Origin of the sequence: Bacillus sp. ISL-41 (assembly GCF_018613235.1) — a bacterium.
Lineage (GTDB): Bacteria > Bacillota > Bacilli > Bacillales > Cytobacillaceae > Mesobacillus.
Genome location: NZ_JAGGQP010000014.1, coordinates 39,043 through 64,366, shown reverse-complemented (window position 1 = coordinate 64,366; position 25,324 = coordinate 39,043). Strand labels below are relative to the sequence as shown.

23 protein-coding genes are annotated in these 25,324 nt (G+C 39.0%); 4 read left to right on the top strand and 19 right to left on the bottom strand.

Annotated features, from left to right (window positions below; translation table 11 throughout):
- Positions 1-30 precede the first annotated feature (30 nt).
- Both J7I80_RS06875 and ystJ read right to left on the bottom strand, forming a co-directional pair.
- Positions 31-333, bottom strand: a complete 303-nt coding sequence (locus J7I80_RS06875) for a hypothetical protein (protein ID WP_214736912.1) — start codon at positions 331-333, stop codon at positions 31-33.
- 133 nt (positions 334-466) lie between these two features.
- Positions 467-1,681: an NADP-dependent malic enzyme gene (gene ystJ / locus J7I80_RS06870; RefSeq protein WP_214736910.1), complete on the bottom strand. Its 1,215-nt coding sequence runs from the start codon at positions 1,679-1,681 to the stop codon at positions 467-469.
- Positions 1,682-1,978: 297 nt separating this feature from the next.
- On the opposite strand from ystJ, the gene J7I80_RS06865 reads away from it, so the two are divergent.
- Positions 1,979-2,872, top strand: coding sequence for a LysR family transcriptional regulator (locus J7I80_RS06865; RefSeq protein ID WP_214736908.1), 894 nt, complete (start codon positions 1,979-1,981; stop codon positions 2,870-2,872).
- A gap of 519 nt (positions 2,873-3,391) precedes the next feature.
- Here the strand turns inward: J7I80_RS06865 and J7I80_RS06860 are convergent.
- The 10 genes from J7I80_RS06860 to J7I80_RS06815 all read right to left on the bottom strand — a co-directional run bounded on the left by J7I80_RS06860 (position 3,392) and on the right by J7I80_RS06815 (position 13,731).
- A complete protein-coding gene (locus J7I80_RS06860; protein ID WP_214736906.1) occupies positions 3,392-3,844 on the bottom strand; it encodes a GerAB/ArcD/ProY family transporter in 453 nt (150 codons plus the stop codon).
- Between the two features lie 153 nt (positions 3,845-3,997).
- Positions 3,998-6,175, bottom strand: a complete 2,178-nt coding sequence (locus tag J7I80_RS06855) for a PAS domain-containing sensor histidine kinase (protein WP_214736904.1) — start codon at positions 6,173-6,175, stop codon at positions 3,998-4,000.
- Positions 6,176-6,352: 177 nt separating this feature from the next.
- Positions 6,353-8,683: an RNA polymerase recycling motor HelD gene (gene helD, locus J7I80_RS06850; protein WP_214736903.1), complete on the bottom strand. Its 2,331-nt coding sequence runs from the start codon at positions 8,681-8,683 to the stop codon at positions 6,353-6,355.
- A gap of 487 nt (positions 8,684-9,170) precedes the next feature.
- A complete protein-coding gene (locus J7I80_RS06845; protein WP_214736900.1) occupies positions 9,171-9,356 on the bottom strand; it encodes a hypothetical protein in 186 nt (61 codons plus the stop codon).
- A gap of 211 nt (positions 9,357-9,567) precedes the next feature.
- Positions 9,568-9,966, bottom strand: coding sequence for a cytidine deaminase (locus J7I80_RS06840; protein ID WP_192473170.1), 399 nt, complete (start codon positions 9,964-9,966; stop codon positions 9,568-9,570).
- 713 nt (positions 9,967-10,679) lie between these two features.
- Positions 10,680-11,120, bottom strand: a complete 441-nt coding sequence (locus tag J7I80_RS06835; protein ID WP_214736898.1) for a MarR family winged helix-turn-helix transcriptional regulator — start codon at positions 11,118-11,120, stop codon at positions 10,680-10,682.
- A gap of 21 nt (positions 11,121-11,141) precedes the next feature.
- The gene (locus tag J7I80_RS06830; protein WP_214736895.1) at positions 11,142-11,618 is read right to left on the bottom strand and encodes a glutathione peroxidase; all 477 of its coding nucleotides are present in this window, start codon (positions 11,616-11,618) and stop codon (positions 11,142-11,144) included.
- A gap of 220 nt (positions 11,619-11,838) precedes the next feature.
- On the bottom strand, positions 11,839-12,390 hold the full coding sequence (locus J7I80_RS06825; RefSeq protein ID WP_214736893.1) for a 2'-5' RNA ligase family protein: 552 nt from the start codon (positions 12,388-12,390) through the stop codon (positions 11,839-11,841).
- 83 nt (positions 12,391-12,473) lie between these two features.
- A complete protein-coding gene (locus J7I80_RS06820; protein ID WP_214736891.1) occupies positions 12,474-13,286 on the bottom strand; it encodes a PP2C family serine/threonine-protein phosphatase in 813 nt (270 codons plus the stop codon).
- Positions 13,279-13,731 (bottom strand): HIT family protein, encoded by a 453-nt coding sequence (locus tag J7I80_RS06815; RefSeq protein WP_214736889.1) that lies wholly within the window; start codon positions 13,729-13,731, stop codon positions 13,279-13,281. The genes J7I80_RS06820 and J7I80_RS06815 overlap by 8 nt, the downstream gene beginning before the upstream one ends.
- Before the next feature lie 113 nt (positions 13,732-13,844).
- On the opposite strand from J7I80_RS06815, the gene J7I80_RS06810 reads away from it, so the two are divergent.
- Positions 13,845-14,351: an NUDIX hydrolase gene (locus J7I80_RS06810; RefSeq protein WP_251027637.1), complete on the top strand. Its 507-nt coding sequence runs from the start codon at positions 13,845-13,847 to the stop codon at positions 14,349-14,351.
- 70 nt (positions 14,352-14,421) lie between these two features.
- Here the strand turns inward: J7I80_RS06810 and J7I80_RS06805 are convergent, their stop codons facing one another.
- Both J7I80_RS06805 and J7I80_RS06800 read right to left on the bottom strand, forming a co-directional pair.
- The gene (locus J7I80_RS06805; protein ID WP_214736885.1) at positions 14,422-14,958 is read right to left on the bottom strand and encodes a GNAT family N-acetyltransferase; all 537 of its coding nucleotides are present in this window, start codon (positions 14,956-14,958) and stop codon (positions 14,422-14,424) included.
- A gap of 91 nt (positions 14,959-15,049) precedes the next feature.
- On the bottom strand, positions 15,050-15,232 hold the full coding sequence (locus J7I80_RS06800) for a hypothetical protein (RefSeq protein WP_214736883.1): 183 nt from the start codon (positions 15,230-15,232) through the stop codon (positions 15,050-15,052).
- Positions 15,233-16,013: 781 nt separating this feature from the next.
- Between J7I80_RS06800 and J7I80_RS06795 the strand changes: the two genes are divergently transcribed.
- Positions 16,014-17,324 (top strand): acetamidase/formamidase family protein, encoded by a 1,311-nt coding sequence (locus tag J7I80_RS06795; RefSeq protein WP_214736881.1) that lies wholly within the window; start codon positions 16,014-16,016, stop codon positions 17,322-17,324.
- A gap of 407 nt (positions 17,325-17,731) precedes the next feature.
- Here J7I80_RS06795 and J7I80_RS06790 read toward each other — a convergent pair whose 3' ends face one another.
- From J7I80_RS06790 to J7I80_RS06780, 3 genes are all read right to left on the bottom strand, one after another.
- A complete protein-coding gene (locus J7I80_RS06790) occupies positions 17,732-18,286 on the bottom strand; it encodes a hypothetical protein (RefSeq protein WP_214736879.1) in 555 nt (184 codons plus the stop codon).
- 184 nt (positions 18,287-18,470) lie between these two features.
- Positions 18,471-18,830: a hypothetical protein gene (locus J7I80_RS06785; RefSeq protein ID WP_214736878.1), complete on the bottom strand. Its 360-nt coding sequence runs from the start codon at positions 18,828-18,830 to the stop codon at positions 18,471-18,473.
- 25 nt (positions 18,831-18,855) lie between these two features.
- Positions 18,856-19,188 (bottom strand): nucleoside triphosphate pyrophosphohydrolase, encoded by a 333-nt coding sequence (locus J7I80_RS06780; protein WP_214736946.1) that lies wholly within the window; start codon positions 19,186-19,188, stop codon positions 18,856-18,858.
- Between the two features lie 602 nt (positions 19,189-19,790).
- Here J7I80_RS06780 and J7I80_RS06775 point away from each other — a divergent pair.
- Positions 19,791-20,021, top strand: coding sequence for a hypothetical protein (locus J7I80_RS06775; RefSeq protein ID WP_214736876.1), 231 nt, complete (start codon positions 19,791-19,793; stop codon positions 20,019-20,021).
- Between the two features lie 40 nt (positions 20,022-20,061).
- Here J7I80_RS06775 and J7I80_RS06770 read toward each other — a convergent pair whose 3' ends face one another.
- Positions 20,062-22,548 carry a restriction endonuclease-like protein gene (locus J7I80_RS06770; protein WP_214736874.1) on the bottom strand — a complete coding sequence of 829 codons (2,487 nt, stop codon included), beginning with the start codon at positions 22,546-22,548 and terminating at the stop codon, positions 20,062-20,064.
- On the bottom strand, positions 22,520-24,904 hold the full coding sequence (locus tag J7I80_RS06765) for a hypothetical protein (RefSeq protein WP_483297687.1): 2,385 nt from the start codon (positions 24,902-24,904) through the stop codon (positions 22,520-22,522). Before J7I80_RS06765 ends, J7I80_RS06770 begins: the two co-directional genes overlap by 29 nt.
- Positions 24,905-25,324: the final 420 nt, after the last annotated feature.

Genomic DNA, 25,324 nt, shown 5'->3' with positions numbered 1-25,324 from the left:
AAGGGAACTTTTCTTTTCTGATTTTCTTGTTTAAACGGCTCTGCAGGTAAATTGAACATCTTTGAATAGTTCCGGGTAGTCATTCGCGATAATCTTCCGTATCTTTGCAATGTCGAGCTTTTCAATTGAATAGGCTTTTATTTTTTGTAAAGTAGAACAAGAATTCCCCCTAAAAATAGTAATATACTTTTGTACAATACTGCTCTTCTCGATTAAACAGTTATGTTTATCCTCATAATCCCTACTTTCAATTTCCTCGTAAATGACATGATAGTTTTCGATGAATTCACCGCAAAGCACTTCCTTGGTTTGTATCACTTCATATATTTTCAACTTGATCATTCTCCTTCGCATTTTATATTTTCTTTACGGTAAATCAACAATGGCTGAAGAATGCCTCGCCGCTGACAATTAAGAGATGCAGGATATTCTTCCGCTGCTCAGGAATATCTTGATCCACAATTGACTATTGCTGAACGTCCACTAATTGATTGAACAAAACCTCTTTGCGCGCTACTCCGGTTTCCATTGCCGCCTTCGCTACAGCCTCGCTTACCGCTGGAACGACTCTGGTGTCAAGCGGTCCTGGTATAACATAATCCGGTGTCAATTCGTGACTCTCAATTAAGCCTGCAATCGCCTTGACGGCCGCTGTTTTCATTTCTTCATTTATATCGGTGGCCAGGACATCTAAAGCACCTCTGAAAATTCCGGGAAACGCCAGGACATTGTTCACCTGGTTAGGTAAATCTGATCTTCCTGTTCCAATAACTTTCGCACCGGCGGCCTTTGCTTCTTCTGGCATGATTTCCGGAACCGGATTTGCCATCGCAAAGATAATTGAATCAGGCGCCATCGTTTTTACCATTTCTTTTGTCAATGCCCCTGCGGAAGAAACTCCAATGAATACATCCGCTCCTGCGATCACATCCGATAGCCGCCCTTGCAGTTTATTTCTGTTCGTAATCCTGGAAACCGATTCTTTAAGCGGATTCATGCCTATCTGCCTGCCTTCATAAATCGCTCCCTTTGTATCACACATAATCACATTTTCAACACCCATATTAAGTAATAGCTTTATAATAGCGATTCCTGCGGCACCAGCCCCATTGATGACCACTTTTATTTCATCGATCCTTTTATCAACAAGTTTTAAGGAGTTTATTAACCCGGCTGCTGTGACAATTGCTGTACCATGCTGGTCATCATGAAATACAGGGATATTCATTTCTTTTTTCAGTCGTTCCTCGATATAAAAACAATTTGGTGATGCGATATCCTCCAAATTGACTCCTCCAAAGGATGGCTGCAGCAGTTTCACCGTTTTTATGATTTCTTCGGGATCCTTTGTATCAAGGCAAATCGGGACTGCATCAATTCCTGCGAATGTCTTAAATAAAGCAGCCTTTCCCTCCATGACTGGCATCGCGGCCTCTGGCCCTATGTCCCCAAGCCCTAGAACAGATGTCCCGTCAGAGACGACGGCGATTAAATTCCCTTTAATTGTATAGTCATAGACTTTTTCAGGAGTTGAATAGATTTGCTTGCATGGTTCCGCTACTCCGGGAGAATACGCTAAACTCAAATCCTCCATACTGTTTATAGGCATTTTTACCTCCACAGACAACTTCCCCTTGTATTTCTCATGAAGCAAAAGTGATTTTTTTTGTAAATTATTCATACACAACCTCTCCTTTACGAAAATTCGAGTAAACCTTCACTTAAAAATTCCCAATTTTCAGTATTTTCAACACGGATAAATGGCTTTTAAATTTAGTCCATTATATAATGAGTTTCCAATATAAATAAAATACATATAATCTATACTCTTTATGCATTTTGGCTATAAAGTGCTTTTTAACATACCAGTTATTTTAAAGGCTCATACTGTGGACTTAAAGCCGGCTTTTACTTTAAAATGTGAGAATATTATAAAAACGGATATACAGTAATTGATTTGATACAGGAGGGAAGTTGTTTGGATATTCGCCATTTAGAGTACTTTTCAGAGGTTGCACAGCACTTGAGCTTTACAAAAGCATCTCAAACACTGCATGTAACACAGCCTTCGATTAGTAAGGCTATAAAGAATTTAGAAGGAGAGTTAGGGGTTCCCTTATTTTATCGATCCTCGAAGCAGCTGGAATTAACCGACGCAGGAAAAGCAGTGCTAATCAATGCGAAAAAAGTGTTGGAGGCATTTAATAACCTGACGCTTGAGTTAACAGATATCATGGAGCTTAAAAGCGGAGAAATCAGGATTGGAATCCCTCCCATTGTGGGTGCGGCATTCTTTTCAAAATTTATCAGCCAATACAAAGAAAAATACCCTCATGTCAAAATAACGTTAACTGAAGTAGGTACCAAAAAAATCAAAAAAGGCGTTGAGGATGGCTCTTTAGATATAGGATTAATCTGTACGCTTCCAGCTCAGGGAAGCAGCTTTGAGATTCTTAAAGTCATAAAGGATCCATTGATGCTAATTGTTCATAACGACCACTCCCTAGCCTCAAAAAGCAAGGTGCACTTCCATGAGTTAGAAAACGAGCCTTTTATTTTATACCGAAAGGACTTCACACTTTACGACCTTATTATTGAGGAATGTGCCAAGAATAACTTCCAGCCCAATATCGTCTGTGAAAGTTCTCAAAAGGACTTCTTGCTCGGCATGGTGGAGGGTAAAATGGGAATTGCCCTGCTGCCAAGCAAGATATGTAAAGATATTAACAAAGAAGAACTGACTGTCCTTCCTTTCCATACATCTAATATTGACTTGGAGCTTGGCATGATATGGCAAAAGAATAAATACCTCAGCTTTGCTGTCCGTGAATTCATATCTACATCCCGGCAATACCTTGAAGTGGGGGAATGAAACAGAGGGACGTTCTTATGCTTCTAAATTTATCTCTTGAGAAGAAGCAAAAGGTACTTCCCACGCTTCCACAGTCCTTTAAACGATTATCTTTACCTCAGGAAAATAGCTAACAATCTTTATTAATAAATTTCATATTTGAACTATTCTTGGTGACAATAAGTCATTATGGGTTTTATCGTTTTTTACAGAAGACTCCCTTATCATTCGCGAAAAGACTTTTAGACCAGAGAGAAGGGAATAGTCAAATAAGGAGATTCTTATATGATATTGTTCATTTATCTCTTATTAAACGGAATCGCTGATGTTTTATAAATGTATGTGTAAGGCCTTTTTCTAGACAAATAAAAAAGGACAAAGTACCCTCTGAGTTATCACCACAATAACCTTTTGAGAGTAGTACTTTATCCATGTCCAATTTTAACACAGACCAATTTGATTTAAGGCTTGTTGAACTTATCGTGCACCAGGAACAGGATAAACAAATCCATGCTCCCGCCCAGGACAATCACAAACCCTTCAAGCACCGGATGATAACCATTTGGTGGATGGAAACCAGTTGAGCGAGTATTTTAACGGTGTCATCGCCCAGATGCACAGTAACGTGAAACACAATGTAACGATCCAGGCGGGTGTATTAGGAAGGAAGTAAATCTTGATCATAAGAATGAAATCATATGATGAAAATGAGCCCGAAACAAGGAAATAAACAGCAAAGAAAAGCGTAAATCCTTTAGCCACTATAGTGCCCGCCCGATTTTGCACCCAGTTTAAAAAGCCTTCGCCATTCATCTTTTTAAAAATAAAGACTGCGAGAAATCCCCATATCAGGAGGAAGACATACGCCAGGGCTACACTGGCCCAGGCATCACGCTTAGCCACTCTCAGTAAATGCGGAAGAATCATCACATGGTTTGATATGCCAGTAAATAAAATAATTAGAGCCGATACTTGAAGCCGTGAAAATTTCATAGCAAACCCCATTCTATGACTAATAGAATTAATTTTTGCCATTTGAAAGAAAATATGCAGTGGACGATTGTTCCCTTAGAATAAGTACAAATAAAAAGACTCGGAGAACCTAACAGCTCCAAGTCTTGTGTGGGATTCTATTTACGTAACACATTAGTGTAAAACTAATTCTATCGTGACAACCGTACCCTTCCCTTCTTCACTGGCAAAATCAATTTTCCCTTTATGGTCATGGATAATTTTTAGACTGCGCATCAAACCCAGACCTGTCCCTTTTTCTTTGGTTGAATAATATGGTTCGCAAAGATGCTTTAAACGATCAGGACTTATTCCTTTACCATTATCAATCACTTTAATCTCGACTTTTTCTTCCAGACACCGCAGTTGAATCTGCAGGTTTCCGCCGACATCCATCGCTTCAATTGAATTTTCAAAGAGATTTATAAAGAGGAGTTTTAGATCAGGTTCCTTGCAGTGTAATAAAATAGCCTCGCTGCAGTTTGATTCTATGTTTAGGTTTATTTTGCGGTCGTCAATTTCCTCTTTTAACTCATGAATAGCACTTTGGATGATTTCGGCAAGATTCGCCTCGGTCCACTTAAGCTCCTTTGAATAGGAGAGTTCTATAAATTCATTGGAAAACTTATTTAGTTGTTCCAACTCTGCTCTTATGACTGGAAGGTATTCAAATAACTGGCTTTTTCGATCTCCTTCTTCGAATAATTTCAAGAAACCCATTAAACTGGTAAGCGGATTTCGAATTTCATGAACGACCCCTGAAGCAATTTTGCCTATTAGTGCAAGATTTTGAGATTGCTGCATCACTTCATCCATTTCCTTTTTTTTCGTGATATCGTGAAATGTAGACAAAGCATATTCAACGTCCTTTTTGCTTCCCGCCTCGAAAATAGGCCGAGTATCTACCAGGATCCAGCGCTTTTCCTTCTTTTGCGGATTGTATACAAACATCTCAACATTGCTGAACTCTTCACCAGTTCGCAATGTTTTCATTGCCGGGTGTGCCTCACCGGGAAAGATTTCACCCGCCGAGTTTTCTGCATCCCATTCTTCATTCATGGACGTCATATTCTTGAGGTCATCTTCGCTATATCCTAAAATTTCGGTTGCATTCCTATTTACATAGATGATTTCTCCGGAGGTATTCTGGACAATTACTCCGCTTGTCAATGCTTCATAAATCCTCTTATGGTGTTCTTCCAGGCTTTTTTTCTCCGTTATATCGCGGGTAACACCAACAATCTCTTTTACGATGTTGTCAGGTAAAACAATCGGTGACAATACAGTATGAAAATTATAAGTCTTATCTCCACATTCCAAATCCCATTCGAATTCTGAAATTTCTCCACCAAGAGTCATCTTGACCTTCTCTTGCATGGTGGAATCATTTAATAGATGATATAGGGACTCCCCTTCAAAGGCTTCCTTCGTAAATCCATTTGTTATTAACCATTTACCGTAAACGCTGGTGATGATGAAGGACTGGTCAATTGTAAAAACGAGGTCATTCATTGAAGAGACAAGCGTTTGATATTTCCCCTTGCTCTTATTCAGTTCTTTATACGAAAGAACTTCATCGGTAACATCCACTCCAGTGGCTATAACAAATTCAGTATTGCCTTCAGCATCAGTAACCGTCTGGCTCTTCCATTTGATATGTCGTTTCTCGCCATTTTTCATCAGCCAAGAATTTTCATAATCCAGAGGGATTTTACCTGACAAGTAGTTATCCGTAATCCGATTCTTCTCCTCATCATCAATAAAAATGTCCCAAAACTTCTGATATTGTAATTCTTTAAGGCTGTATTCTGTCATCCTTTCCGTGTATTGATTCCAGTTATAGATACGCCCTTCTTTATCAAGAATCACAACAAATGATTGTATTGTATCCAGAACCATTCGCAGGTAGCTGTTTTCTTCTTTTAATGCATCATTTTGGCAGGAGGAGCGGGAATATTCTTTGAGCAAGCAAAAAACCAACGGTGTATTCCCCTGATTAATAAAGGATGCTTCGACTTCTACAGTGAATACTTGGCCCGTTTTATTACGAAGCTCCAGGATAGTCGATAGCTGGCCATTCTCTAATAATAGGGCTTTTAATGTTTTTAAGACCTTAGGAGATAAATGATTGAAGAGTGACTTAGCCTTCTTTGTTAAAAATTCCTCTCTAGAATATTTAAACAAAGCACACGCAGGTTCATTAACTTCCAAAACCCGAGCCTTGTTAAGATCTATTTCAAAAATCAACACAGGATAGGTTAAATGATTGAAGATATGTTCAAAAAGTAATGGCCCATTTACTACCGTTTCCATACTACACCTCCTGTTTATAATATTTATATTTTAATTGTTGCGATGTAAGCAGTCCACATATCAGGAGAGAATTAGGTCTATTTATCTATTACGCCAGGTGGTATTCTCCTTAACGTTTAGTAGATATAGACAACCTTAATTCTCAACAACAATTTCCTTTTCCCGCTTCACCCCATTTTAATATGAATCTGCTTCAATCAGACCTTCATGCAAAGCGTTTCGTAAAAAAGGACTGGGCTCTCCTACACTATATAGCTGCAAATGATGCATAGCTCTGGTGCAAGCGGTATAAAATACTCTGCGCAGTGTCTCATCAGCATACACATTCTCTGATGCATCATAAATGATGACGGCGTCGAACTCGATTCCCTTGGATAAATAGGATGGAATCACCACTACCCCTTGTTCATATTCTATTGAACTGCTTTTTATGATTTTGATTCCTTCAATGCTTGAAAGGGATTGGTGCGCCCCTCGACTTTCCTCAGCCGATTTGCAGATGATCGCAACGCTCTGATTACCAAGGCCCCGTAACTGTTCCACTTTATCAGCAATACATTTATGGAGGTTTTCATGATTCGTAACTTGTGTCAGCACCGGCCGCTCTCCATCGCGCTCAACTGGAATAATCCTCCCTCCGTTAGGCACAAGTGAACGTGTAAATTCAATAATCGGCTTTGTGGAACGGTAGCTCCGCGTCATGTTGATCACTTCTGTTTTATCCTGACCGTACAGGCTGGTAAGTGTGTGAAAATCGACCATTTCGCTGGCATGGGCGAAGATTGCCTGGTTAAAGTCCCCTAGAACAGTCATTTTCGCTGCTGGAAATAATCTCTTCAAAAACTCGAATTGAAAAGGAGAATAATCCTGCGCCTCATCCACCACTATGTGTTTGATCGAGCTGTTGATTTGAAACCCCAAAATCAACTCTTTTAAAAGTAGAAATGGAGTAGCATCCTCATAATACAGCTTCCCTTCATCTAGCATTGTGACCGTCGATAAGCAAATTCCTTGCCATTCCTCTGGTACAAGCTCCATTTGGTTGCTCCCGGTAAAAAGCTGCTTGTAGATTCCCTTGATGTTGACGAAGCGATACGCCTTGATCATTTTACGCAACGGGTTAAATTTCCGTCTAACAATCAGGCGGGCCAACGCCTCTGGCTCGATTTCATAATCATGAATCGATTCTCCTGTATATCCCCGTTTTTTCGCCAGATAGGCATGCGCCTTATGATACTCTTCATCACTAAGCAGTTCGATTTCCTCCTGAACCCAAGACTTAGTTCGTTCAAGCTTTTCAGCCTCACTAATTTGCTTCAAAAGCCAATCCCTTAATTTTTCTAGACGGCTGTGAAAACTGTTTGACCCCTTGCTGCTGTAGAAACGGTCTTCGATTTGCTGGGAAGTGACAATTGGCTCCTCCCTAAAACGAATGCTCTTGAAAACCATTCCAGACACTTCAAGTGATTTCCTGTAGGAGTGAATCACCTCAAAAAATTGGATGGATGCTTTGAATTGAATTCCCGCTACCCTGGCTTTATACGACTCGTCACCCTTAGCTGTTAAAACATATTCCAATTGCTCATATGGATTTTCAACGTCGAATTCTTTCCCTAGCCGATGATCCAGGTATTCCTGGAATGTTGCCTGCAGCATATTCTCTTCTCCAAGTTCTGGAAGGACATTGGAAACATAACTGCTAAACATCGTATTCGGTGAGAACAGGATAATTTGATCGGCATTCAGCTTGTCGCGGTATTTGTAGAGCAAAAATGCAATTCGCTGCATGGCAGCCGATGTTTTGCCGCTGCCAGCCGCACCGTGAACAATCAAAAGCCTTCCCCGGTCATGTCGGATGATCCGATTCTGCTCCTGTTGAATGGTTGCGACAATATTATGCATATGTTTATCGGTGCCTTTGCCTAGCACCTGTTGTAAAATCTCGTCTCCGATTGTAAGGCTAGTATCGAACATCGACTGCAAAACGCCGCCTCGAATAAGATATTGCCACTTTTTCTCGAGATTACCTTCGATAATGCCACCAGGTGTTTGATACTTCGCTGGTCCAGGCTGGTAATCATAATAAACACTAGAGATTGGTGCCCTCCAGTCATAAATCAGAAAATCCTCACCTTCAGTATCACTAAGAGAGGAAATACCAATATAGATTTTTTCCGGAGCGGAGGTACCTTCTTCTGTAAAATCAATCCGGCCAAAATAGGGAATCTCCTTCATACGGCGAAGTGTAGCCAGACGCTTGGAAGAGTGCTTGTGTATGCTCTGGTTTACCGACAGAGCCTGCGCTTCCTGCCTCAAGCCAATGATCGTTTCAAGAAAATCATCAAAGGTATCCGTATTGACCTTCACTTCATCCCAAAAGTGTTTCCGGATATGGACGACTTCATTTTTACGCCTTGAAGTTTCTTCTTCCACCCTGTTGATTTCGTCCGTAATGGCCTCCATCACACTGTCCAAACGCTTTTGCTCCCACTGAAGATCCAAACTCATAGCAACACCCCTATTTTTTTTGATAAAAGAGTTGACTTCCAATTATATTGCATTGTATAATTAAAATAAGGATAAATTTATTTTATTTTAACTATCATAGCGTATCTATATAAATTTACCATATGATCTCATATTTTTCAATATAAAAAAGAGCAGTATTCTACGTTTTCGCGCGTAAATACTGCTCTTTTTTTGTGTTATTTTTCTTCGTTTTTTACAATCTGTTTCTCCAAAAGTTTAATGATTACTTCATTCTGTTTCGTACTCTTATGTATATCCTTGGCTATTATCGGCAAATAATACATAATGAATACACCAATGGCTAAACCAAATAGCAATAAGAATAATTGCAAAATTCCCTACCCCCATTACATTATTGCTCATCTACACATTCACTCACCTGCCAGATATGTTCCCCGTCTTGGACCATGAGCGAAAAACCGGGCACAAATATGGAAGACATCCCTCTAATAGGAGTCATCAATCATTAATCTGATTTCTTCACCATTCTCCAAATCAAGCTGGCGATCAACAGAACTACCCCAATTGTAACTCCAATAAGCTGATCCACTAATACTTCACCTGTTTGGGAATACACAATAAGGAACGTTCCACCAAAGATTAAAATGATTAACCCAGCTAACTGAATAAGATATTTGGCATTAACTTTCAAGCTTGTCCCCCCTCTTACTCTAAAATGCTTTTAATTTAAATTCGCCCCCATAATATCTACAACCTTTATATCAAATATTTTAACATTTATACCTTCATTAGAGAATTTTCCAAATGGGTTTAAAAGCAGCAATAGGTACTTAAAGAGCCAATAAAAAAGAGCACATCCTGATCTAATGATCAAAACACGCTCTCGTACTTTTCATGTAAATTTACATATCTAAATCCGTGAAGGCATACGGCAATAATTCTTTCAATGCCAGCTCGCGGATTTCTTTTTTATCATTCGTTAAGTACACCGGCATATCTGGTGAAAAGAATTCAGCCATCACTTGTCTGCAGATGCTGCAAGGAGGCAGGAAGTCGGCTGTATCACCAGAGACGGCGATCGCCTCGAAGTCCCCCTTCTTATAACCATTCGCCACAGCTGTAAAAATAGCCGTTCGCTCAGCGCAATTTGTCGCACCGAAAGATACATTTTCAACATTCACTCCGTTGTAAACGGTACCATCTTTTAGCAGCAAAGCTGCACCAACAGGAAATTTAGAATAAGGCGCATAAGCATTCTTTTTCGTCTGACGCGCACTCTCCACTAATTGCTCTTTGTTCATTATTATCATTCCCTTTCCCATAAGAATGAACTTTTCACAGTCCCCTTTACGCCAACGAAAAGTTGGCAGGACTTCTAATATAATATCTGTGCTAATTTTTTGTCAATGGAAATATGGTGAATTGACAGAAAAAAATCATCTATTCAAAATGTAAACATGACAATTACGGCACCTTTTTATCTTTTAAGAAAAAACCCACCAGTGTAGTAATGAATCCTATTGAAATTAATATTTGGACAAAATTTGAAGGTCCTGATTCCCAATTAGAGGTATTTTGAATAAATATAGCTAGCAACATTATGGATATTCCCAATAGCATTATTTTCACAGGCTCCATCACCCGAAGCACCTCTCTCTATCTTTCTCCAATTCTTCCATACTAAATTAATCTCTTGAGAAGAAGCAAAAGGTACATCCCCACGCTTCATGTTGTACCCATTCAGGTAAATGATCAAATGGTTTTTCGTCTTCAGCAGCTCTAAAGTCTTCCGATGTTACTGACACTTTTCACCCGTTTTTTTATTTAGTAATGAATGTGACTCTTCAAACTGCAATTCCATTTCCTCAATTATATCTTTAAGTTTTACTGTTATATCCACTATTAGATCACCTATTTAAAAATGCATTTCTGTAAAAACATTAATTTTATACAACAATCAATATTAACTATTTGGTTAAAGATTCAAACTTCTCAGTCAAATGTCAAATGCTTTTCATGACCTATTATACGAATTCAATTTCCCTCGCAATACACTCAGCTGCTTCATCAATTGCTCATACTCTTCGTACTCAATATTACATAGCTTCAATTCTGCTGCAATCTTCTGTACGATTGCTTCCTTTTGCTCAATCGCTTTTGGAAGAAGGGTAATGGAAACCTTCCGTTCATCCTCGGTCGACCGTTCCCTCTTCACCCATTCTTTGTCTTCCATCCGTTTGATCATCGGAGTCAAAGTGCCTGTGCCGAGATTTAACCTTTCGCCCAGCTGCTTAAGTGTAAGCCCATCCTTCTCCCAAAGAGCCAATAACGCCAAATATTGCGGATAAGTGAGCCCGAAGGAATCCAGCGCTTTTGTATATAGCTTGGTAAACTGGCTTCCAGCGTCATAGACGGCAAAGCACAACTGATTTTCCAATGTTAAAAAATCGTTCAAGTGACTCATCCTTCACAATGCTTAGAGTAATTTTTCAAGATCGTTCTTGATTTTTTCTGGCTCAGTAGTTGGCGCATAGCGTTTGACCACCTGGCCATTTCGGTCAACAAGGAACTTCGTGAAATTCCATTTGATATCCCTCGTCAGTACCCCGCCCTTTTGTTCTTTTAAAAAAGCAAACAGCGGATCCGCTTTCGCACCATTCACATCAATCTTAGCGAACATCGGGAATGACACACCATAGTTCAGCTGGCAAAACTCAGTCGTCTCCTCGATGTTATCATACTCCTGGTTATTAAACTGGCCGCAAGGAAAGCCCAAAATTTCGAGTCCCTGCTCCTGGTATTCGTCATACATTTCCTGAAGCCCTTTAAACTGAGGCGTCAAACCACATTTACTTGCAGTATTGACAATTAACATTGGTTTTCCTTCATACTCACTTAAACTTTGTGCCTGCCCATTTGGCTTCTTCACGGTAAAATCATAAACAGTGTTCATTTATAGTCACTCCTCAGGAAAATTTAAATCGTGTACGATTAAATCGTACCAGATATTTATATTATAGGCAAAGATTAAGATATTCTACAGCTAATAGTGTGATAACGGGTATGAAATGAAAGGTTCCCTTTTTAAAAGGCTGTTTTCAAATAGATGGTTGCTTCCTTGGCCACTAGTGTAAATGCTGAAAGTGCACAAAAAAAGACCTCATATAATAAGGTCAATTGCCTAAAGTGACATCTAAGTATTTTTCATATCTTTGTTTTTCATTATTTAGTTGATAAACTCTTATAAAATCCACTTCAAATTCGGGATATGGTGATAATTCAATACCTGCCGCTCTCTCCATTTCCTGAAGTTCTTTCGTGGAGAGACCTGGAGAAATGTTACCACCGTACTGTTCCTTTCCCAGAGTTAAGTGCGGTACAAAGGCATCTAATTCAAAGTACTGTTTTATTAACTCTCCAGAGGGTGATATCTCTTGCACTATTTTTTGATGCAATTGGTGTAATTTATTTGAGTTAACACTTAAATATAAAATGTTATCACCAAAATAACTTGGCTTACCTAATGATACTTGAAAAGGCTTGAAGTTCTCACAGACTCTTTTTACTTTGTTGATCCACTTCTTATCAGGAGTTAATCCCCCTTGCGCTTTCAATGTTATATGAGGTTCAACACCTAATTGACTAATCCATTTACTTTGGAGTTGAACAACCCTTGTTAAATACTCTTCTGGTGGAACAATGCCTATAAAGTACTCTGCTTTCATAGTTCCTCCCTTTTACAACTTTAAATCCAAAATTTTCACACGAATTACGAATGATTTTAAAGAACTAGAACCAAAAAAATCTATTAATCACTCGGCCTGGCAGCTTCCTTAAAGACATCCACATTCCAGGTAAGGATCGTCGTGCTGTCCCTGACATTTTTGTCTTTAATCGTCTCCAACATCGAACGGATGATGTTTTCATGCTCATCAGTTTCAGAAAAGAAATGATATATACTGGCAGGGTCTGCATAAGGTTCATCTGGGCATTCTATCAACCCATCTGTCGTGAGAAAAAGCCGATTCTTCCCTGTTCTCAATTCCCTTATGCCAACACTGTAGCAAGGAACGTCCAATTCAAATGTGTTGACCTCGCCAATCCACTCATAAAATTGTCTCTGGTTTAACTGATACTGTCCCATTGCAGCAAGTTCCTCGTGAAATAAATAGAGCACACAATCTCCAACCGAAAACCACCATACATACTGATCCTTCCTTGCGGCAATCAAGCAAGCTGTCTCCCCTGTAACATTCCGGCAAGCTGACAGGAATTCTTCTGATAAAAATAGGTTTAATATCTTCTCTTCGATTTTTTTAAAAGTCTGATGGTTTGCTGGCAAAGATAAGAGATGTTTCACTTCAGCCTCCGCACTTTCGAATAGCTTAATGATCAACTTTGCACTTTCCGCAGTATTATGGGCATCCAGAAGAATAGCAAACTCCCAATCTTGCTGCTCATTGAACCAGACCAAACAACCATCTTCATTTTTATATTGACCAGCGCTAGAATTGCCACCATACCGGCCAACCACAATTTTCCCAAGACAAAAAGTGTCTGGCTGATCAATGAAATGTTCCTGACTCCCTACCCAGCTAAACTCCTGGCTGCTCTTATTCATTAGCATGATTCTCTAGATATATCTTGATACGAGTACAAAGTGCACTAACATCATCATTGTCACCCATTGGCGCACCTTCCCAGTCATACACAGCATTCGGACCCCAATATTCCTTGGGCGTGCCCGGATAGCGAGGAACCATGTGCATATGAAGATGTGGCACCGCATCGCCCAACACATAGGAATATATATGCTCAGCACCCTCGCTTTCCATGAGAGCTCTGCTCACTTTGGCCATCGTCAGGCCAAAGACTTTTGCTTCCTCCATGTTCAAATCACCAAGCGTCGGAGCATGCCTTTTTAAATCAATCATAATATGGCCTAAGTAGTTAGGATCACCATTTCGATCAATATGGCCAACATACACAAAATCATCCTCGTAAATCGTCATACCCGAAGTTTGGATAATGCCCGCATGCTTATTACAGATAAAACAATCGTTCACAATAACTCCACCCTTTTTTGATATTTTTAAAAGTATAATATATTTACATGGAAATTGGTATAATTTTCTAAAAGGAATTAAACGATGGAAGGATGCTAAAGGTGAACTTCAATTTGACAATAGACGAACCGAACATAATTAGCTATAAGAATACCAACGAGAGAGTAGCAGTAAGAGCCATTATTATGAAAAATAATCGCATTTTACTAATTGAAACAAGTAGAGGAGATCTCAAATTTCCTGGTGGCGGAGTAGAAAAGAACGAAAGCCATGAAGATTGTCTAATGCGGGAAGTAAGAGAGGAAACCGGTTATATTCATTGTTTTGTCATGGACAAGATTGGGATAATCATTGAACGCAAAAAAGACGAGTTCGAAGAGGATGCCTTATTTCAAATGATATCGCACTACTACCTTTGTGATCTCGTATCAGAAGAAAAAGATGAGCTGCAATTAGACGAATACGAAGCAGTACTGGATTTCAAACCAATATGGGTGACAATCGACCAAGCCATTAAGCAAAATGAAAGCCTGATTGACATATTTGTGCAAAATGGCTGGCTGAAGCGCGAAACCTATGTCTTAAAACAATTGAAAGAAATGCAGTCTACCAATTGTTAAAAAATATACCAGCAGAAGCAGGGAGTTTACCCTCTACTTATGCTGGTATCAAATATTAATCTAATAGAGTTCAGGACTGCTCATTTTCCAAGAGACTATAGACAATCAAATCCTCATAATGATCATACAGAAACTGTCCCGCCCGTTTGATTTCTTGTTTTTTAAACCCCAATCTCTCAGGAATCCCCTGGCTTTTCAGGTTATTAGCTGCACATTGGATTTCAATCCTCTTCATAGAATATGTGCCAAATAGCTCATTAATAAGACTCTTTAAGCTGACCGTGATAATTCCCTTACCTTCACTATTCTTCGAAATAAAATAGCCGATGCTCGCTGTCCGATTCCCCCATTCAAACTGGACGCCAATCATGCCAACAAGCTCATCATTATGCCTGATTCCAACATCGAACCCTTGATTACTAGCCAGGTTCTCTAACCAGTACTTAATCACAGGCACCATATCTTCTGCCGTTTTCCGTTTATCCACCCACAGCAGCCATTTTCTTAGATGGTCACGGTTGTTATCAATCAACTCAAAGATTTCGTCAAAATGATACTGTTGCAATAATTCTAGACTTATAGAATCATTCACGCTAAAACTGAACATAATATACACCCATCCACAATTTGTGATTTTATCTGAATTTCTAATTCAACAAAGATGATGTTTTTCCTCCTGCATGCGAAAGAAGGCCAGCCTAATCATTATTTTTCTTACTATCATAATCCACTAAGCCTTTAAACAAATAAGCAATACCGGTAAAAATAAAACCAAATACAACTAGGCCATAAAGGTCATTTGTATAATAATTGTCAAACCCCTTCAGTAAATAAAATAAAAAGCCGAACGATAAGTAAATGGCACCAATTAACTGTCGCACACGAATTGACCCCCTTATTTGAGATTTTAATGAACATACTAGCTAATTCTTTTCTTATGACGCTTCTTTTTCTTCTTGTTATGATAAATGGTTGGTTCTTTAGTTTGTTTCTTTTCCAACAGACTCTCTTTCTTATTAAAAAACCACTGGACAATACCTCTATAAAGTGGACCTGAGACGAAAATGAAAACTAGGAACAAAACAAAAAAGATAACCATTTCAAGTTTCGGTCCAAGTATCTGAATTCTAGACAACAATAGGAAGGTCGGTATCAGCGCCAGAAAAGCATGAAATAACGGGAATCCAAGATACCCAAAAGTTAAGCAGAATCCAATGACGTTAAGGACACTCCTACGGTGAATCAAGAATAAAACAAGTACAACCAGGAAGCTGAGCATGGCGCCCGTAAGATTGTCCGCACTGCTAAACAGTCCTGACCCTGTCAAAAGGCCAAATAAGGATGAAAAAGAAAAGATAAAAAGCAACATAACCCACAACCAGATGAATACATAATAGACCGATTTGAAGAACGTTTTAAGGAAGGACTTCATTACATAGCTCCTTATTAGAAATCAGGAAATAAACCCTGAAACCATATTAACATAATTATCCATTATATATTTATCAGAAAAAAGAGTACTTCAGATAAAAAGCATATTTTTCATTCGATCCTTTTATAAGGGTGAAACCCCTAACCTTTAAGAGTGCATTTCCTTCGCCTATCCCTAAAATTAGACCTATAATAAAGTAGAGACAGAAAATTCAGAAAGGGTGATTTACAGTGAGAGAAGCACAGCAAACAGTGTATGTGAATGAGTTTACCAATGGAATACTTGACCCTGAACAGGAAATGCTTGGCCCAGTTAAAAATGGCGGCCATATCATTGCCAACACGACGCCAGGATGCTGGGGTCCGATGATCACACCATGTATCCGCGGAGGACATGAAGTAACTAAACCGGTATATGTAGAAGGCGCGGAAGTCGGTGATGCGATTGCTATCCGCATAAAATCTGTACAGGTAACTTCAATGGGAACCTCCTCAGGAAACGATTCACCTGTTGAGGGCAGGTTTGTGGGTGACCCTTTTGTCGCCGTTAAATGTCCTGGATGTGGAGAGCTTTACCCTGAAACAAAGGTAGTAGGCACTGGTCCTGAATCTGTTCGCTGCAGCAAATGCGGTACAGATGTCACCCCATTTGTTTTTACAAATGGCTATACAATCGCGTTTGACTCCAACAGACAGGTGGGTGTCACTTTACATAAAGAAGCCGCCGAAGAAGCTGCCAGCCAGGGCCGAGCATTTATGAACACACCTGAAAAATCAGTACAAAACCCGATTGTCGCCTTCGCACCTCATGACCTGGTCGGAACGGTCGCAAGGCTTCGCCCTTTCCTTGGCCAGCTCGGGACAACTCCTGGCAGAGCCTTGCCGGATTCTCATAATGCGGGTGACTTTGGCCAATTCCTGGTTGATGCCCCTCACGAATACGGCATCACTAGGGAGCAGCTCGCAGACCGCACAGATGGCCACATGGACATTAACCGAGTCCGTGAAGGTGCCATCCTGATTTGCCCTGTAAAAGTAGAAGGCGGTGGAGTGTATATCGGGGATATGCATGCCATGCAGGGAGACGGTGAGATTGCGGGGCATACAACAGATGTATCAGGCATCGTCACCCTTCAAACAATCGTCATAAAAGGGTTGAACATCGATGGACCAATCCTGCTGCCTGTTGGTGAAGACCTGCCTTACCTGGCAAAGCCAATTACAAAAAAAGAAAAAGAATCAGCACAAAATGTAGCCAAGCAATGGGGCGTCCGCAAGCTAGAGGAATCACTGCCAATCTCCTTCATCGGAACTGGAGCCAACTTAAATGAAGCAACCGAAAATGGATTACAACGAGCAGCCGAAGCATTCGGAATCACAGTTCCCGAAGTCATGAACAGAGCCACGATTACAGGCTCGATCGAAATCGGCCGTCATCCAGGGGTCGTCACCGTCACCTTCCTGGCACCAACCAGTTATCTTGATCAATTGGGTTTGACGCATTTGGTTAGAGATCATTATCGTGACCTTTTGGAAAAATAGTTTTACTATATAGCTTAAAATGTACCCTGTGTAACTGACTTGTTGCACAGGGTCTTCTTAAATTCAAGCCACCCATTAACTTATAGTGGAATATAAAAAAGATGACCCCTGTCCAAACAGAAATCATCTTCCTACTCACCTAGTATTTTCTAAACAGATCAGCCATTTCGTAATACTGCTGTTCCTTCTTATCTTAACCCTGTTCCTTTCTTCTGAAGCACCTTCAACCCTTGGTCCATAGCAGACGTGAGAATCATTACGCTCAACAAATACTCCTCATGCATTTGCTTTATTGAATACATAAGCACCGACTTAAACCGGGATGCTAGTAATCTTTTAAACTTATAGAATTATAAAACTAGAAAATAAAAAATGCTCAGTTAACCAATTAATATACCTTCGGCTTTCTAACTAATTCTTTTCTTTTTACGCTTCTTTTTGTTTTTGTCACTGGGTGGAGGAGTAACAGGTTCTAATGTATCCTTCTTTTCCAGTAAGATCTCTTTCTTTTTAAAAAACCACTGGATAAATCTTTGATAGAAAGGACTTACAACAAAGAAGAAGACGAGGATTAGAACAGTACCAATAATTATTTCATGAATCCATCCGTTATTCTCGAATTTAAACAGTAAAAGAAAAATCGGGATCATAGCCAGCATAGCATGCAATACAGGATATCCCATAAAGCTAAAAGTCAAACAAAAGCCAATGACATCAAGAACAATTTTTCGGTTGATCAAAAATGAAAAAAGCACAATCAGAATGCTCACCAGCGACCATATTAAGTTATTTGCATTTTCAGGCACCCCAGGTTGAATGATGAATCCTGATAAGGCTGAAACGAAATTAAATAAGAATCCCATTACCCATCCAAATACAAATATGTAGCCTACACCTTTAAAAACATTTTTTATAAAAGCCATCCCACTTCTCCCCAAAACCTTTTTGATAACAACAGCCATTTAGATTACCGCTTTCCTTCTAAACAGCTTAATGAAGACTGATACAAAGAACACTGTATATATTAATTCAAACCATCCACCCAATTAATGGACTTGGTTCTATTCCTCTCATACCAATCCTTGCACACAAGATATTTTTCATTATGTATAGTAACCGGCTTTGCCCAATAACGGAAATATCCATTCACTGTTCTTTTTCTATTAAGGGACGGTCATACGTAACCTTATTAAGCATTGGATAATTGATATCAAATAAATTCTTACAGTGTTTTGCATCCTGTAAAACTCGTACTTTTTCTGAACTTAGTAAGTGGTTGCGTATTATTTGTGTTAGTTTTGTTCTTACTAATTCACCTATCTTCTCAGTGCTATTTACTGGTAAAGAGTTAGGCAGCGCGATGGATTTGCCTGTTGTGCTTTCTTCCATCTTCCCGTGCTCTCTGATCCATTTCTTCATATACTTGATCTTTTGCTCATTTGTTAGTCCATCCACTGAAGATTCCAGCAATCTATAAAAGGTCATCTTAAATGTCTTTTTATCCATCATTTTTCTCCCTAATTAGCTTTAACTACTCTTCAACATCATTTAAAAAAACCCTTTCCCTAAACCCGCCTCTAACCTCTGATTTACGTTGTCGTATTTCCTCAATCTGATCAAATGTATAACCATGGACTTCTGCTAATGAATGCATTACTTCTAATAAATCCGCCAATTCTTCAGCTGCTTCTTGATTGCTGGCACTCTGTGTGTACTCATTCAGTTCCTCGAATGCTTTATTTTTCAGTTCTTTAATGTATTCCTCTTGTGATAGTGTTCTAGTGTAAAATAATTTTCCTGACTGGTGAATGATCTCAGGTATTCGGTCACGAACTAGCTTGTTATATATCTTTGAATTGGCCATACTTAAACCATTAACCCACTTCCTGAAAAAATCCCAATCACGTACGGAACCATCTTCATTTAACACTCCAAGGTAAGTGCCATCACCTTTTCCGACCTGCCAAATAGCTTGTGCAGTATTAGGCTTATCAGTTATGCCGTAACTCATCACATATTCAAAAAAAGCTTGCTTCCCAGGCTTAACGCTCTCTGCAACATACGCAACCAAATAAATATCAATACAGCTGGCACCTAAATCATTAGGGTTCTGGTTTAAAATATGCTGTTTCACCAGATTCGTTCTGCTATCCTTTGTTGGCGCATTCATCACTTCTCTTTTGATTTTACTAATCTGATAAGCTGCATAACTTCTTGTTTCCCATTGCTTTAGTTGACTCACATCCCCATCAACTAAAACCAATTTATCAATCATATTCTTCAAGTTGCAGACCATCGGTATTACTTTATTGTGTATATTTCTGCCTCTTAAGTTTCCTGGCATATCAAATTTTTCCTGAGTAAAAGATGCCATGTCTTTTTCCCTCAATTCAGAATATATTTTAGTTAAATTATACCATTTAGATATTCCGAGTGATATATTCATAGAAAAAGGGAGTGTTATTTATGGCTATTAAAATGTTTGCGGAAATACTGAAATATCCATATGTAATCATTTATGACACCGCTAATGGAAACAAGCTTCATAAGACAACCTGTTCTTATATCACAAAAAAGAATTTTGATTTGAAAGTGATCATTAATCAGGGGAAGAACGGGTATTATGAGCCTCTTAAACACCTTGAAGAGCTCAATGATCCTTCAGTAAGCCCCTGTAAAGTGTGCAAACCGAACTAAAGATACATTACATTAAAAGAAACAGCAAAAGGCAGACCAATTAGTCTGCCTTTGATTGTTGAAGCATCTCCATCAATTTCTTAAAAACCCCTGAAGGATTTTTCTCTAATTGATCAATAGAGACTGCTTCTTCTTTGCTATTTTGAACAAATCGGATTTCCCTCTCCTGCTTATATATGATCACTTTGATATCCTTAATCTTATACTCTGATATCCTAGAAGCCCAATCAAGATTCTTTTGGTCCAGGTCAATCCTAATCTGATCAGAGACCCTTCTAAGCATACGCCAAATGACAATCTCTTCCCTAGACTTCATAAATAATTCAGGAAGTTCCTGTGCTTCCTTTAGAGTATTTAAGGTCGTCATCACATAGGTTGATATGCCGTAATGAACGGGCCTAATGTTCTGCTTCAGCCTAGACCAAGGTGCTGCATGAAAACGCATATATTCGTCAGTTCCATCATGATAAGGCATAACATCTTTAATCTTCGCATAAAGCTGAACGCCATTATCAATATTTAAGCTATTTTTAACATACAAGGCTATATACTCAGCTTCCTGCCAACCTTTCCTTAATTGCTTTACAGGAAGTTGATAATAGGCTTCCTTGATGAATTGATCATAACTCTCTTGATCGGAAACAAGCCCTACCAACACCATTTGATCCAGGCTCGACTTCCATTCTTCATGTGCACCCCTTGGCAGGATACCCTCCCTTTGAATCTCTTCCGGGCTCTTATCAATCAATCTTTCTACAAACCGTTCAACCATATTCGTGGCATTCGGCAGGAACGGCAGCCCGCCAATATTCACTTTATCGATACTCTTGTAAAAATGATGCCCTTCATAGACGGCTTCGTCAAACCATGGGAATAACACATAAGCTCCAAAAGCAGTTCTCTCAAATGGACCCCCATTTGTCGCAACAATCGAATCCCTATAGCGGTGCATCGTATTAATGTCATCTTCCATAGGACCGGGTGTCTTATATCGTTTCTGATAAAAGCTGTCTTCCTGAGCATAATCAATTCGATACTTAGCATCAAAAATATAATGGTATTTGTAGCCTTTTCCCTTTTTCTCAATGCTCAGCATCGTATCAGGTATTTGCGATACAGTCGGCAAGCTGGTCTCCCGTTTTTGGTACGCTAAAATGATTTCTTCATTCGTAACAGGATGCCTGAATACCCTCCTGGCCGTTTTATTTGCTTCAAGATTCACAAACAGTCCTTCCCTGTTAACCTGAACAATATCCTGGCTGATAAGCTTATACTTTCGGCCAAGAATCTGTCCGAGCTTCAAGAAAGTCCAATATTCATAGAGAGTGGCAACATCCTTTACGGACATTCGGTACAGCTTCCCCTGCAACATTAATCCCTTTGACACAGTTAAAAAGATTTGAAAAGCGTCCCGATAACCAGGTGCCATTTGCAGAACCAGGCTCATAACCGATCGGTCCAACTTACCAATAGACTTCCAAAATGGACTGCTCAGCTTTAACTTTAGCTGTTTGGACATCGACTCAATTTTCTCAACTAAGTCATAATCTGGCTTCTCTCTGGTCCACCTGTTTTTGCTCACAATAGAGTCCAATAAATCATCCAGCTTTTGTTTAATCCGCTCAATCATCCACTTAACATAGCGGTTCTCCAAAGTATCATATGTCAGCTCTTTTTTGATTTTTAGCCCTTCAGAAGGCATGACTGTCCTGCCATGAACATCAATCCCCTTTGATACATCGACAAAGACGTTCGCCCGCTTTCGCAAAAAATTCCTGCTGACAGAGTCTTGCTTCCTCAGCTGGTCCCCGCGTGCTTTTTCATACGTCTTCTCCAATTTATGATGAGGTTGGAATTCAATTCTTGCAACAGCCTGGACAAATTGATCAAAATGTTCACTAATCAGCCGGTAAAATTCCGCTTTCGACGGACTTCCCTCCAGCTTTAACCTGGCACCCAAATACGTTTTCCGGATAAAATGAAAAGCCAGGTTATAAATTTCATCATTCACTTCCTCTAAAAGCTTCTGATAATCCTTTTTATAATCAAGTTTTACAGGGAAAATCTCCAGCGTGACTTCAAGGATCGTCTTGCCATCCGCCCTTATTTCAAACGTAGTAAAACCAACCTCATTTTGAAACTGAAGGTTCCCCATTAAAATAGATTGGCTGCCAATTGGTACAGATGAGACAGCTTGTCTAATAAGAGGATATTCATGATAAAAAGTGAACTTTCGATTATCCTTCGGAACGACAATCAGCTGATATACCCCATTTTCAAAGAAGATTGGCCTTTGCTCAGAGGGACTTACCAGGTCCTGATTGGCGATATCATATACCCTAATCTCTTGAATGCCATCTCCACTTACTGTAAAATCCATCACATCATGACGATCCATAGCCTTATACTGCCGTAACCCCTCATACCGCAAATGATAAGGTTTCCCCTTTATAACTAACGAAAGATCATCGGTCTCTATTTTTACTAATTCAACATCATCACGAGATCCAGAAGGAAGTAAAGCCATCGTTTCTTAACCTCCCAAGCATTTCAGCAACCTTTGCTGCGCTTCGTGGATACTTGGCATTTTGAATGTCAATTTGTCCATCCTCTTCATACTCTTGATTCGTAAATTGACTAAAGAGTCCCATCAGCAATTGTTCCACTCGAGTGTCGCTTCCTGCAATTCGCGGGAGGATCTTCTGCAGGATGCAATGGTCAAATGCATTTTCAAACTCCATTAAATTTGATTCTTCATTGTAAGCAAGATAAAAACAGATCTCATCCCGGACACGGTACCCAACATGTGCATTAATCAACTGTAGAGATTCATTGATTATAACTAGTTCATCCGTAGCCCTGGTTACTATTTCTTTATTTTCTTTATATACATCTTTCAAATGAAGATACTTAGAAGCAAATCGATCCTGACCGATGACTTTCGGCTCCACTTCTTCAAGCTCAGATAAAAAGGCCAGGTTACCAAGATTAACACGATTGAACTCGATTGTATTTGCCCGGTCCAATACCTTCTTACTGAATGGATGTGTCGTTTCATCCATATTAACCGTTCCGATAATATAGAGATTGTTTGGAAGAGTAAGGTCCTCTCCATAAACATCACTTGAGAGAATAGTAGAAGAAACAACCTCTCCATTCTCCCACTTGCGGCTCTCCATCACACTTAAAATATCACTAAAATAATACTCAACACGCGCCAGGTTCATCTCATCCAGAAGAACAAAATAAGGCAGATCGGGATTCAGGTGAGCGTTCTTTATTACCTTAGTTAAAGGTCCCTCTTTAAAGTCCCCTTTTATGTCAACGTATCCCAGCAAGTCAGAACCATCATTCCAATCAGGACGGATCGGAATTAGACTAAATTGACCATTTTTTTCTGTCGCACCCACGCTTTCAGCAAACCATTGAACAATTTTAGTTTTTCCTGTTCCGGAAATACCAGAGATGATGACGAAGGGTTTAGTTTTTAGGGATAAGAAGAGGTTGATAATTTCGTCCTTTTCGTAATAAAAACCTTTTCCAGCGATATATCTATTAATGTGTTCAATAATCCCGTAGATCGGCAAGTTTTCTCTCACCATACTGGCATTTGAAGATGTAGTATAATTCGGATTTATACTATCATTTTTCAAAACATTCCACTCCTCATCCACCAATCCCGTTTTTTTTAGCCAATTTAACATATTCCTTGTTCTGTACTGGGCAACAGATTGTACCATCAGATTCGTGCCCATTGAGTTTCTCACGATTAACATTCCAATTTCAGTTAGGAAAGAAAACTTATCTGCCTTTTCAAATCCTTTTAGGAGAGAAAGACATTGATAAATTACCGAGAAGTAGGAATGCTGCAATATCCTTTTTGAAAGAAACTCATTCTTGTCATCAGAATTAATATATTGGTCCAATATATTTTGTTTGATCTTATAATCTTCATCCAAGAATCCAAGAATTTTTAATCCCTGTCTTGCACGGAGTTTTAGACGTTTTATTGAATCATCACTATATTTCTGCGAGATTAATTTAGAGTCTAATTCTTGATTTATTATTTCATTTAAAAGCTCCAGGGTTTGTTCTAAATTCGCTTCTGGAAGCTGATCTGTAGTAAATTCCTTCAAACTAATATAAAGAACATTATCTATTACTACTTTTTCAACAAAAGGTAGTTCATTAAAAAATGCCATAACAAAACGAGACCGGCCCTTGGCCTCAATAAAATCATTCGATGAAGCTTTTCTAACTTTTAAAAATTCTTCCCAGGCTGCCAGTAAGAAATCATAAGTTATTAAAGCATAAGGTTTGTTCTTTTCTCCGCGTGAAAACTTTACTCTGGATGTTTCTGTTTCCACAAATAATCCAGATTCATCTATTTTTGTGATCCAGTTAGGCTTGTTCGTGCTCAAAGTTCTAATTTCTTTGTTCTCATTTGCTAACCTTTTAAAGAGGAACCTAATCAGGTTTTGATTAGCAGACAGATCCTCATTTAAATTTACCTCTGGATCATTATTGGCTCGATTTAATAAATCTTCCATTTTTACATATTTAATTGGATTACCTGATCCTTTATGTATATCTCTTACGTTTAGATTAAGAAGCGTTGAACGAATAGGCTTCTCCGCTAGTTCACCATAAAGAATAATACGTCCAACGTTTTCAGGATGCTCATCTTTTTCATATCCAGTAAGATTATAAACCTCTTTAACTTCATTATTGTATACAGCACAAAAATATTTTAATTCACCAGAGCTTAGTCTATTTTCACCAATAACCCAACTCACACTCGTTGCATTATATAACTCTTTAGCAGTCATTCCCTCTTTGAATGAAACTCTAATTTTAATTAAAATAGTATCTTCTCTGGCCAAAATTCTTGACCCTCCTTTTAAACTTCTCACTTACCTAATTATGACACATTAAAATTGTGTTACCTGATTACAAATATAAAATCGCATTGAACATAAAACCTTGCAATGAAAAGTCGTACTAATAGACCCCCATGATGTTACACAAAAACCACTTAGTTCACCTGCATGTTTCAATTTAAATGGTTAGTTACACCACAAATAAATGTTTGTGGGGCAATGCAAAATTTAGGGGTATCCATGTAAACTGAGAATTTGTACTCACTGACTCAGTTCAAAAGAGTATTTATTTGTACCTCTTCCACCTATTAGGTACATCTCTGTCTAATCGTACCTTTACTGCCCTCCTATTAATATGAGAAGGATCTAAAGTGAACCATTCTGGAACAAAATTTTATATATATCAGGTGAGGCAGCCATACT